The organism is Xanthomonas sp. BRIP62418 (genome assembly GCF_003993495.1).
Lineage (GTDB): Bacteria > Pseudomonadota > Gammaproteobacteria > Xanthomonadales > Xanthomonadaceae > Xanthomonas > Xanthomonas euroxanthea.
The window spans coordinates 166,886-178,772 of the sequence record NZ_QEZG01000049.1; the positions used below are offsets into that span (position 1 = coordinate 166,886).

An 11,887-nucleotide genomic window follows, 5' to 3' on the forward strand; every position below is an offset into this window, starting at 1 on the left:
ACTGCACCAGAGCATGAGTGGGCTGCCTGGTCGAATACCCTGCACACCGACCATCTCGACAGGTCCTTGCCCGCCCACCGTCGCGGGACCTTACGCGGCATGGATGCCGCGTAAGAGCCTCCATGGATGGATTCACGGCGTGCGATGGTGGGCGGGCAAGGGCCCTGCAGCCAGGCCGCAGATCACCGGCCTGCAGCGAAGAGCAACATCATCCCGCTCCGCACTAGACCAGAGAGACATCAGCTTCGTTGGCAGAGCCAGGCACGGGCATCGAACCCGCGCGGTAACCATTCCGGGCGCGTACTTCGCGGCCTCGCCGGGCACCAACTGCGCACTGCACTCCCACCACATCGCCCGCCGCGCGACAGCTGGACACCAGTTGCCGAAAGCCGCACTACCCGGCAGCGGCCACCTCTTCGACCGGCGCATCCCACAACGCGCGCCCGGCCTTCTTGCGCAGGTGCGCCAGGCGCGCCTCGTGCGCCTGCGACTCCGACGCGGTTACCACCACCCGTGCGCGCGGCAACAGCAGCGCCGGATCGAAGGTGATCATGCCCTCGCCATGCTCGCTGCGCTGGCCGGTATCGGCGCTGGCAAAGCCGATTTCTTCCTGACCCGAGGTCAGCGCGATATACACATCGGCCAGGATCTGCGCATCGAGCAAGGCGCCATGCAACTGGCGATGCGAGTTGTCCACGCCCAGGCGCTTGCACAAGGCATCCAGCGAATTGCGCTGCCCCGGATAGCGCTCGCGCGCCATCATCAGGGTATCCACCACGGTGGTGCGATCGACGATACGGCCGTAGTTGTCGCCCAGCAGCGACAGCTCGTTGTCCAGAAATCCCAGATCGAACGCGGCGTTGTGGATGATCAGCTCAGCGCCGTCGATGTAGGCCAGGAACTCCTCGACCACATCGGCAAACAGCGGCTTGTCGGCCAGGAACTCCAGGGTCAACCCGGTCACTTCCTGCGCACCGGGTTCGAAATCGCAATCGGGCTTCAGGTAGCGATGGAAGTTGTTGCCGCTCGGGCGCCGCTCCAGCAGCTCCACCGCACCGATTTCGACGACGCGGTTGCCCTTGCGCCATTCCAGGCCGGTGGTTTCGGTATCGAGAATGATCTGACGCATGAATCCTCTTGCTTACGCGGTTGCGCTGCCACCGCGCTGGGCGATGGCCTGATTGCGGGCGAGCACGTCGACGCGCTCGTTGTCCGGGTCGCCATTGTGGCCTTTCACCCAGCGCCAATCGATGCGGTGACGTTGCGTGGCCGCATGCAGCCGCTCCCACAGTTCACGGTTCTTGACCGGGTCGCCGCCGGCCGTCTTCCAGCCGCGGCGCACCCAGCCGGACATCCACTCGGTAATGCCCTGGCGTACGTACTGCGAGTCGGTATGCAGCACGATCTGGCACGGCTCGGTGAGCGTTTCCAGCGCCATGATCGCCGCCATCAATTCCATGCGGTTGTTGGTGGAGGTGGCTTCGCCGCCGGACAGTTCCTTCTCGCGGCCGTTGTAACGCAACAAGGCCGCCCAACCGCCCGGCCCGGGATTGCCGAGGCAGGAGCCGTCGGTATGCACTTCAATGGATTTCATCAGGTTCTGGTGTTTGGAAAGTGGTCGGTAGTCAGATCGTGGCCACGGGCTGCGGCCAGCGCGAGGGCATCGCGATCGGGGTCGGCCCGATCGACGCTGCGGCGCGCTTTTCCACTTCGAGTAGATACACCGCGCGCCAGGGTGCGCCATCGATGTCGGCCGCGCCACGCCCGGTGCGCCAGATCGGTCCCAGATAGCGCTCGGTCTGCACGCATTGCAAGCCCGCACGCTGCGCCAGCAACCGCCAGCGATCCGGCCGCAACGCCACCGGACCACGCCGTGCCCAGCGAAAGCGGTACGGGCTCAGCGGATTGAGCGCGAACAGCCATAGCCGCCCGCCCGGCATCAGCAACCGCTCGCATTCGGCCAGGAAGTCCGCCGCGCCGCCCACCACCGCATGCTGCACCACGATGGCCTGCAGGCTTTCGGTCGGCAACGGAAACGGCATGGCGCAACATGCGTCGCCGACAAAGCGGCCAGCGCTGCGAGACAGCCGCAGCCCGCGTCCCTGCAGGACCTCGCGCGGCGGCAACTCGGTGGTCGGCGTCAGCCACAGCCAGGGCTGCGACGGGCGCGTCTGCAGCGCTGCAAGCGCCAATCGGCGCTCCAGCTGGAGCAGGCTGCGCCCTGCACCTGTTTCAAACCAGGATGAGACGCCAGCTTGACGGGAGAATGGCGTGACAGGCATGGTCCCAATTCTATGCGACTGACCGCCCTGCCCGCATTCGACGACAACTACATCTGGGCGCTGGTCGCCACCGATGGCCGCGCGGTCATCGTCGATCCCGGCCAGGCCGAGCCGGTGTTCGCCGCCGCAGAGCGCGACGGCTTCCGTCCCAGCGCAGTCCTGTTGACCCACCACCATGCCGACCACATCGGCGGCGTGGCAGCGCTGCAGCAGCGTTGGCCGGACCTTGCACTGTACGGCCCGGCTGACGAACGCATCCCCGCAGAGGCCCGCCGCGTGGGCCAGGGCGAGCGCTTGAGCCTGCTTGGCACCCATTTCGATGTGCTGGACGTGCCGGGCCATACCCGCAGCCACATCGCCTTCGTCACCGACCGCCATCTGTTCAGCGGTGATACCCTGTTCAGCCTAGGCTGTGGGCGGATGTTCGAAGGTACCGCTCCTCAGATGTTCGACGCGTTACAGCGCCTGGCCTCCCTGCCCGGCGAAACGCTTGTGTGTTGCGGCCACGAATACACGTTGGCCAACGCGACCTTTGCGCTGCACGTCGATCCCACCAACGCTGCCTTGCAGCGCCGTCAACAGGAAGCCCAGGCCATGCGTCAAGCAGCCCGTCCTACCCTGCCGATTTCGCTCAAGAGTGAACTGGCCACCAATCCTTTCCTACGCACCAGCAGTCCTGAAATCCGTGCCGCAGTAGCATCGCGTGCAGCCGGAGCACTTTCCTCTGAAATTGACGTTTTCGCCGAACTTCGGCGCTGGAAAGACGAATTTCGCGCATGAGGCGCCTGCTTCTGGCAGTGCTGGCCGCATCGGCGGTCATAGCACCTGCAGCCGCATCGTCCAACGACGCAAGCCGCCTCACCCCCGCACAGAGCTCGATCACCCAGACCGTCGCACCCGAGGTGCGCAATGGCCGGGAGATCTTTTCCTCGTTTCTGGACGGCCGCGCCGACCCTGGCTGCGACAGCGCGCATAGCGATACGCGCTGGGAACAACACTTCTCGCGTGCGCCGGCCCGTCTGGCCGACGATGCGCAGGATGTGTTGCCGCTGTTCGGCTACGTGGTCGATGAACTGCGCGAAGCGGACATGCCGACCGAATTTGCGCTGATTCCGTTCGTCGAAAGCGGTTATCGCCCGGGAGCGCGCAACGGCAGCGGCCCGGCCGGCCTCTGGCAGTTCATCGCCACCACTGCCCGCAACCATCATGTCCCGGTCGGCGCGCAGTACGACGGTCGCCTCTCGGCAGTGGACTCCACCACGGCGGCGGTGCGCTATCTCAAGACGCTGTATGGCATGTTCGGTGGCGATTGGCGCCTGGCCCTGATGGCCTACAACGCCGGCGAGTATCGCGTGCTGCAGGCCATGCGCAGTGCCGGCATGAACGCGCAGAATGCCCGCCCGTCCGAGTTGCCCGGCATGTCCAAGGTCACCTATGAATATGTGGAAAAGCTGCACGCACTCGCCTGTGTGCTCGACCATGCACAGCAGCAAGGCAATCTGCTGAGCTCGCTCGACCGTCCGGTGCCGGTACTCACCGAACACGCGTTGCCGGCCGGCACCAGCCTCAACGCCTTTGCGGGACAACGTGCCATCGAGCCGCAACTGCTGGCCCGCCTGAATCCGGCGCTGGCCAGCGCGCGCGCCGCACCGCGCGGCGTGCACGTGCTCGCCCCGATCGCACCCGCACAGCCGGGCGCGACAGGTACTGTGGTCGCATCCGCCGAAACGGACAGCCTTGCCGACCACAGCGCTGACGCTCCCACGGTCGTTGCCACCGCAGCGACGAAGGCATCCAGGCCGCAAGCGCGCACCACGCATACGGTGCGCAATGGCGAATCCGCCTGGGCCATCGCGCGTCGCTACGGCGTCACCGTCACCACCCTGCTCACCAGCAATGGCCTGGACAAGCGCGCCGTGCTGAAGCCCGGCATGGTGTTGTCGTTCGACGACGCACGCTGACGCGCGCGGCCTGCCTCCCGCGCCGCTGACCTCCCGCGCCGCTGACGGCTACTCCTCCAGCGACGCCGCTGCATTCGACATTGCGCACGCGGAAGACGCATGCCGCGCTGCGCAGACGGAGGTCGGATGCGAACCGAGCCTCTGACATTTGCCCGTCGCTTGCGTGGCTGCAGCGAAGCCTAGCGGAATAGAAAACCCGGACGGGATCGAGAGCCGGCATGCTCCCGACTGCTCCGTCATCGCTGCAAGCCCAGATAGCCGTTGATTGCGCGTCTGCAGTGCCAGTTACCAACCCCACGCAGGTAGTCTTCCGCCACGGCGCCAACTGCGCAAACCGACCCCCGGCACTTCCTGGTCTGGCAGATCAGCACACTGAATCACGCACGTCGTCGCGGCTGCCACCCGCAGTCCCGACCTGGCCAGCGCGCACGTCCGGCAGACATGCAGCCAACCGGTAACGCTGCGCAGCACCTGAGCTCGGTTGCCGCCATGCGCCCGCCGCCCGGCTCCATGCGACCACGGCCTCGCAGTCACGCCGGCAGCCGGATGACGCAGCACCCCGCAGGGAAAGCGGGCGGCGGCCCGCGGCATCGGCCAAAGAAAAAGCCCGGTCACCCGGGCTCTTTCTCCTCCAGTCCAAGAGCAGCTGTTACAGCTGCGCCTCTTCGATCTGGATCTTGTAGCGCTTGCGCATTTCCTTGACGTAGGCCTGCGCCGCGTTGTTGCCGTCGATCTGGCTCAGCTGCTCGCGCAGCATGGTCTGCTGCTCGGCCGGCATCTGCTTCAGATCGCCCGGAGTCGCCTTGCTGATGACGAAGACCGCAAAGCGCCCGCCATCCAGTTCCACCTTGCCCACCGACGGCTTGCCTTCGCTCGGACGCGGCGCGCTGAAGATTGCGCGGTTTGCCGCCGGCGTCGGAATCGGCGCGGTGCGCGGCAAGCCCGGGATCGGCTGCACCTGCAACTTTTCGCTCGCGGCCAGCGCCTGCAGGGTCTCGCCTTTCTGCACCCGTGCCAGCAAGGCATCGGCAGCCGCCGCGGCCGCCTTTTCGGTGCGGTCCGCATGGACCGCCGCGATCACCTTGTCGCGCACCTTGTCCAGCGGCAAGGCCGCCTCGGCGGTGTGGTTGGTCACGCGCAACACCACGCTGTGGTTCGGCGCGATGGTGATCGGATCACTCACCGTGCCGTCCTGTACCAGTGTCTCGGAAAATGCCGCGCGCAGCACCGCCGGGTTGGCCGCGATTCCGCTGGCATCGGCGCGCGAGAACGGCCCCAGCGTCTGCACCGGCAGACCGACCTGCTTGGCTGCAGGCTCCAGCGCGGTGGGATTCTTGTAGACCTGATCCACCAGCTTGCCGCTCACATCCGCAAACGCCTTGTCGGCATCGGCCTTGAGCTGCTCGGCGGCGAGCTGGTCGCGCACCTGCTCGAACGACTTGCCCTGGCCGCCCTTGACCTCGCGCAACTGGATCACGTGGTAGCCGAACTCGCTCTTGATCGGGCCGACCACCTCGCCAGCCTTCATCGCGAACAAGGCATCTTCGAACGGCTTGACCATCGTGCCCTTCTCGACCCATCCCAGGTCGCCACCGGCACCCTTGGAACCGGGGTCCTGCGAGTTGGCCTTGGCCAACGCGGCGAAATCGGCACCCGGCTGCTTGGCTTGTGCGGCCAACTTGGCCGCCTTTTCCTCAGCGGCCTTCTGCGCGGCGGGATCGCTGCCGGCGCTGATCAGGATGTGCGATGCCAGACGCTGATCCGGCTCCACAAAGCGTGCCTTCTCTTCATCGTAGCGCTTGCGCAGCGTCGCCTCGTCAGCGGCGGTTGCCGGCGGCAACTTGGCGGCATCGAGCTCCACATACTCGATCGTCACCGTCTCCGGCTGACGGAAATCCTGGGTATGCCCGTCGTACCACTGCTTGATCTGCGCATCGCTGACCGGGGCGGTATCGGCGGCCGGCGGCGGCAGCATCGCCAGTTGCACGTCACGCGTTTCGCCCATGAGCTTGAGCAGGCGCTCGAACTCGGCCTTGGTCGCAAAGCCCGACTCGGCAATCGCCTGCGGAATCACCGACTGCTGCAAGCTGTCGCGCACCAGTGCGTCGAACTGCGCCGGCGTGCGCGGCGGCGTGCCTTGCGCAAGGGCCGCGCGGTACTGGTCGGGGCTGAACTTGCCATCGACCTGGAACGCCTGAATGCCGGCGATGTAATCGCGTACCGTCGCATCGCCGATCACGATGCCGGCATCTTCTGCACCCAGACGCACGACTTGCTCGTCGACCAGCTGGTCGAGCACCTGCAACTTGTTCTCGCGGGATTCGAACGTGCGCGGATCGAATTTCTCGCCCTGGCGCTGCCGCTCCTGCATGCGCGCCTGCTCGAAGCGTGCGCGGAAATCCTGCGTACTGATTTCATGGTGCTGCCACAGCAGCGACACCGGCCACCAGGACGGTGCCGATTTCCACCATGTCGGTGGTGCCTGTACCTTGGCCACGTTATTGGCGCCAATGCCGCCGAGGTAGCTGTTGTCGATGACGAACAGGAACGGAATCATCAGCAACCCCAGGATGGCGGTAGCGATCCAGCCTGACGTCTTGTCGCGAAGTTTCTGCAGCATTGGCAAATCACGGCCTGTGGGCGAGCCGCGCAGTGTAACGCGCCTGACGCCGGGCACCCAGCCCAATCCCGCACTGCACCGGGTTCGGCCTGGCTTTCGATGCGTAATGACCGCCATGGCCGCAAAAAAAAGCCCCCGGCATGACGCCGGGGGCCTTGTATAACTGGCGGAGCGGACGGGACTCGAACCCGCGACCTCCGGCGTGACAGGCCAGCATTCTAACCAGCTGAACTACCGCTCCGCTTTAAACTTGGACTTCTGCTTCTTCACCGCAACCGCATTGCGAATGCGGTGAAGAAGACGAAGCCCCCAATCGCTCAGGGGCTTCGGTGTAACTGGCGGAGCGGACGGGACTCGAACCCGCGACCTCCGGCGTGACAGGCCAGCATTCTAACCAGCTGAACTACCGCTCCGCGCTTGAAACAGTTGCCTGGTGCTTAATGGTGGGTGCTGAGGGTTTCGAACCCCCGACCCTCTCCGTGTAAGGGAGACGCTCTACCGCTGAGCTAAGCACCCTAGCGAGTCGATTAGTTTACTGCATCCTTCAGGGCTTTGCCAGCCTTGAACGCAGGATTCTTCGAAGCAGCGATCTTGATGCTGTCGCCGGTCTTCGGATTGCGGCCGGTACGCTCAGCGCGCGCGCGGACCTGGAAGGTGCCAAAGCCAACGAGGGTGACGGCATCGCCCTTCTTCAGCGCCTTGGTGATTTCGCTCACAACCGCGTCAACAGCACGGCCGGCCTCAGCCTTGGAGATGTCAGCGGCAGCGGCAACGCCATCGATCAATTCGGTTTTATTCATTCTTGAAACTCCCTTTGCGGCAGATGCCGCGGAATCGACAATCGGCGCTCTTGCCGTTAGCGAAGAACCCGACACAAGTGGTATCGCGTGACGCATCACAATTTGCCGCGCCCACGAGTCGTGCATTTATACCAGCGCCCCCAACCGCACGCAAGCCAAAACCCAATAACGACGCGGGTTTTGGCTTGTTTCGCCTGGGTTTAGACAAGCGGTTTTAGTGCTTGACGCGGGCACCCGGAGTAGTGCGTGACTTGCCGCGAACCGCAACCCGCGAGGCGGTCTTGCGGACCTTTTCCTTGCTCGCCTTCTTCGGTGCCAACGGACGCTCCAATGCAAGGTCCAGCACTTCGTCGATCCACTTGACCGGCACGATCTCCAGGTCACGCGTGACGTTGGCCGGGATGTCGGCAAGATCCTTGCGGTTCTCGTCGGGGATCAGCACGGTGCGGATGCCGCCGCGCAACGCGGCCAGCAACTTTTCCTTCAAGCCACCGATGGCCGACACGCGACCGCGCAAGGTGATCTCGCCGGTCATTGCCACATCGGCGCGGATGGGCACCTTGGTCAACACCGACACCAGCGAGGTCACCATCGCGATACCGGCGCTCGGGCCGTCCTTCGGTGTCGCGCCATCGGGCACGTGCACGTGCACGTCCTGCTTCTGCAGGAAATCCACATCGATGCCCAGGCGCTCGGCGCGCGAACGCACCACCGACAGCGCAGCCGATGCCGATTCCTTCATGACGTTGCCAAGCTGACCGGTCAGGATCAGGTTGCCCTTGCCCGGCACCAGCGTGGACTCGACCTGCAGCAGTTCACCGCCGACCTCGGTCCAGGCCAGGCCGGTCACCAGGCCGATTTCGTTTTCCTCTTCGGCACGGCCGAAATCGAAGCGACGCACACCCAGGTACTTGTCGAGGTTCTTCGCATTGACCGTGACCAGCGCCTTGGGCGTGCCCTTCTTGGCAGGCACCTTCTTGGCAACGAGCTGCGGACCGGCAAGGGCAATTTCCTTGACCACCTTGCGGCAGATCTTGGCCACTTCGCGCTCGAGGTTACGCACACCGGATTCGCGCGTGTAGTAACGCACAATGTCCTGGATCGCGTCGCTGCCGATCTCGATCTCTTCCGGCTTCAGGCCGTTGGCCTTGATCTGCTTGGGCACCAGGTAGCGCATGGCGATGTTGAGCTTCTCATCCTCGGTGTAACCGGGGATGCGGATGACTTCCATGCGGTCCAGCAACGGCCCCGGAATATTGAGCGAGTTGGAGGTGGCGACGAACATCACCTCCGACAGGTCCAGGTCCACTTCCAGGTAGTGGTCGTTGAAGGAGTTGTTCTGTTCCGGATCGAGCACCTCCAGCAGCGCCGAGGACGGATCGCCACGGAAATCCATCGACATCTTGTCGATCTCGTCGAGCAGGAACAGCGGGTTCTTGCTGCCGACCTTGTTGAGGTTCTGCACCAGGCGGCCGGGCATCGAACCGACGTAGGTCCGGCGATGGCCACGGATCTCGGCCTCGTCGCGGATACCGCCCAGGCTCATGCGCACGAACTTGCGGTTGGTCGCCTTGGCGATCGACTGGCCCAGCGAGGTCTTGCCCACGCCCGGCGGCCCGACCAGGCACAGGATCGGCCCCTTCATCTGCTTCACGCGCGACTGCACCGCCAGGTACTCGAGGATGCGCTCCTTGACCTTGTCCAGGCCATAGTGGTCGGCATCCAGCGTGTCCTCGGCGACCTTCAGGTCCTTGCGGACCTTGGTGCGCTTCTTCCACGGCACACCCAGCAGCCAGTCCAGATAGTTGCGCACCACGGCCGCTTCGGCGGACATCGGCGACATCTGCTTGAGCTTGTTGAGCTCGGCCTTGGCCTTGGTCTCGACCGGCTTGGGCATGCCCGCCTCGGCGATCTTGCGCGCCAGTTCTTCCAGCTCGCCCGGCGCATCGTCCAGATCGCCCAGCTCCTTCTGGATCGCCTTCATCTGCTCGTTGAGGTAGTACTCGCGCTGGCTCTTTTCCATCTGCGACTTGACGCGGCCGCGGATGCGCTTTTCCAGCTGCTGCACGTCGATTTCGCCGTCCACCAGCCCGACCAGCAACTCCAGCCGCTCGCCGATCTCGGTGATTTCCAGCAGGCGCTGCTTGTCGGCCAGGCGCACGCCGATGTGCGCGGCGATGGTGTCGGCCAGACGGCCCGGCTCGTCGATACCGGCCAGGGTCTGCAGCAACTCCGGCGGCAGCTTGCGATTGGTCTTGACGTACTGCTCGAACAGCGACATCAGCGAACGCGCAATGGCCTCCACTTCGCGCGGCTCACGCGCGTCGCTGGCTTCGATTTCGATGCCCTGACCCTGCAGCGCACCATCCAGCTCGACGACCTTGTCGACAGTGACCCGCGACAGGCCTTCGACCAGCACCTTGATGGTGCCGTCGGGCAGCTTGAGCAGCTGCAGCACCTGCGCGAGCGTGCCGACGGTATACAGGTCGCTGGCGGCCGGGTCGTCGGTTTCGGCCGACTTCTGCGCGACCAGCAGGATGCGCTTGTCCGCTTCCATGGCTTTTTCCAGCGCGCGCATCGACTTGTCACGGCCGACGAACAGCGGAATCACCATGTGCGGAAAGACCACCACGTCGCGTAGCGGCAACACCGGCAGATCGAGAACTTCTGATTGGGACTGGGCCATGGGGCGCTCCGCAGGAATGGGGGTTTTGGGCGTAAAAAAAGCCGATGGCCCCGTTATGGGGCCATCGGCGAGGTGTTGCAAGTAGCGTTCGGAAACCCTTTATCCGCGAGCGAGGCCAGGGCCCGGCGAAGCGGCCTCAGGGACTCAATCGCCGGACGCTGCCTTGGCCGGAGCCGGCTGCGCCTGGTAGATCAGGTACGGCTCGGATTTGTGCTCGATCACCGACTCGTCCACCACCACCTTGCTGACATTTTCCTGCGAGGGAAGCTCGTACATCGTGTCCAGCAGCACCGATTCGACGATGGTGCGCAGACCACGCGCGCCGGTCTTGCGCTTGAGCGCCTTCTTGGCGATCGCAGACAGGGCGTCCGGGCGGAACTCTAGTTCCACGCCTTCCATGTCGAACAACTTCTTGAACTGCTTGGTGATGGCGTTCTTCGGCTCGGTCAGGATCTTGATCAGCGCCGGCTCGTCCAGTTCCTCGAGCGTGGCGACCACCGGCAGGCGACCGACGAACTCGGGAATCAGGCCGAACTTGATCAGATCTTCCGGCTCTACCTCGGCCAGGATCTTGCCGACTTCCTGCTTGCGCTCGCTGCTCTTGACCTTGGCACCGAAGCCAATGCCGCCGGCATCGTTGGAGCGCTGCTGAATCACCTTGTCCAGTCCGGCGAATGCACCGCCGCAGATGAACAGGATGTTCTTGGTGTCGACCTGCAGGAATTCTTGCTGCGGATGCTTGCGGCCGCCCTGCGGCGGTACCGAGGCCACCGTGCCTTCGATCAGCTTCAACAGCGCCTGCTGCACGCCTTCGCCGGACACGTCGCGGGTGATCGACGGGTTTTCGCTCTTGCGCGAGATCTTGTCGATTTCGTCGATGTAGACAATGCCCTGCTGGGCCTTTTCGACATCGTAATCGCACTTCTGCAGCAGCTTCTGGATGATGTTTTCCACGTCCTCGCCGACATAGCCGGCTTCGGTCAGCGTGGTGGCATCGGCGATCGTGAACGGCACATTGAGCAGCCGCGCCAGCGTTTCGGCCAGCAGCGTCTTGCCCGAACCGGTCGGGCCGACCAGCAGGATGTTGGATTTCGCCAGCTCGACGTCATCGTTGCGGCTGCGGCTCTCGATACGCTTGTAGTGGTTGTAAACCGCCACGGCGAGCGTGCGCTTGGCGCGCAACTGCCCGATCACGTATTGATCCAGCACCTCGAGGATCTCGCGCGGCTTGGGCAGGCTGGAACGTGCCGACTGCGCCTTCTCTTCGAGTTCCTCGCGGATGATGTCGTTGCACAGCTCCACGCACTCATCGCAGATGAATACGCTGGGACCGGCAATCAGCTTGCGGACTTCATGCTGACTCTTACCGCAGAACGAGCAGTAGAGAATCTTGTTGCTGTCGCCGGAACGACCTTGGCGGTCTTCGCTCATGCTTCTGTTACCCAGTTACCCCACCCGATGCACGGGGGTTCGATTTCGAGAATAGCACAGGGTCGGGAGGACATCCGCCCAGCCCGACCCTGCCGGTTTTTCCTGCA

Annotated in this window: 9 protein-coding genes and 3 tRNA genes; 2 read left to right on the top strand and 10 right to left on the bottom strand. The window is 64.4% G+C overall.

Going from position 1 to position 11,887, the window contains the following annotated elements:
- Positions 1–394: 394 nt before the first annotated feature.
- The 3 genes from dnaQ to EO174_RS19045 are packed head-to-tail and all read right to left on the bottom strand — an operon-like array spanning position 395 to position 2,282.
- Positions 395–1,129 (bottom strand): DNA polymerase III subunit epsilon, encoded by a 735-nt coding sequence (gene dnaQ, locus EO174_RS19035; RefSeq protein ID WP_126946705.1) that lies wholly within the window; start codon positions 1,127–1,129, stop codon positions 395–397.
- Positions 1,130–1,141: 12 nt separating this feature from the next.
- Positions 1,142–1,594, bottom strand: a complete 453-nt coding sequence (rnhA, locus tag EO174_RS19040; RefSeq protein WP_104560340.1) for a ribonuclease HI — start codon at positions 1,592–1,594, stop codon at positions 1,142–1,144.
- A gap of 31 nt (positions 1,595–1,625) precedes the next feature.
- The gene (locus tag EO174_RS19045) at positions 1,626–2,282 is read right to left on the bottom strand and encodes a hypothetical protein (protein ID WP_104582311.1); all 657 of its coding nucleotides are present in this window, start codon (positions 2,280–2,282) and stop codon (positions 1,626–1,628) included.
- A gap of 12 nt (positions 2,283–2,294) precedes the next feature.
- On the opposite strand from EO174_RS19045, the gene gloB reads away from it, so the two are divergent.
- Positions 2,295–3,062, top strand: coding sequence for a hydroxyacylglutathione hydrolase (gene gloB / locus EO174_RS19050; protein ID WP_126946708.1), 768 nt, complete (start codon positions 2,295–2,297; stop codon positions 3,060–3,062).
- Positions 3,059–4,243 carry a lytic transglycosylase domain-containing protein gene (locus tag EO174_RS19055; RefSeq protein ID WP_126946711.1) on the top strand — a complete coding sequence of 395 codons (1,185 nt, stop codon included), beginning with the start codon at positions 3,059–3,061 and terminating at the stop codon, positions 4,241–4,243. Before gloB ends, EO174_RS19055 begins: the two co-directional genes overlap by 4 nt.
- A gap of 649 nt (positions 4,244–4,892) precedes the next feature.
- Here the strand turns inward: EO174_RS19055 and EO174_RS19060 are convergent.
- From EO174_RS19060 to clpX, 7 genes are all read right to left on the bottom strand, one after another.
- A complete protein-coding gene (locus tag EO174_RS19060; RefSeq protein WP_126946714.1) occupies positions 4,893–6,863 on the bottom strand; it encodes a peptidyl-prolyl cis-trans isomerase in 1,971 nt (656 codons plus the stop codon).
- A gap of 164 nt (positions 6,864–7,027) precedes the next feature.
- A tRNA-Asp gene (locus EO174_RS19065) sits at positions 7,028–7,104 on the bottom strand.
- Between the two features lie 95 nt (positions 7,105–7,199).
- A tRNA-Asp gene (locus EO174_RS19070) sits at positions 7,200–7,276 on the bottom strand.
- Between the two features lie 28 nt (positions 7,277–7,304).
- A tRNA-Val gene (locus EO174_RS19075) sits at positions 7,305–7,379 on the bottom strand.
- 11 nt (positions 7,380–7,390) lie between these two features.
- The gene (locus EO174_RS19080; RefSeq protein WP_024938423.1) at positions 7,391–7,663 is read right to left on the bottom strand and encodes an HU family DNA-binding protein; all 273 of its coding nucleotides are present in this window, start codon (positions 7,661–7,663) and stop codon (positions 7,391–7,393) included.
- A 214-nt stretch (positions 7,664–7,877) separates the two neighbouring features.
- A complete protein-coding gene (lon, locus tag EO174_RS19085; protein ID WP_104582307.1) occupies positions 7,878–10,349 on the bottom strand; it encodes an endopeptidase La in 2,472 nt (823 codons plus the stop codon).
- Between the two features lie 144 nt (positions 10,350–10,493).
- On the bottom strand, positions 10,494–11,780 hold the full coding sequence (clpX, locus tag EO174_RS19090) for an ATP-dependent Clp protease ATP-binding subunit ClpX (protein WP_104582306.1): 1,287 nt from the start codon (positions 11,778–11,780) through the stop codon (positions 10,494–10,496).
- Positions 11,781–11,887: the final 107 nt, after the last annotated feature.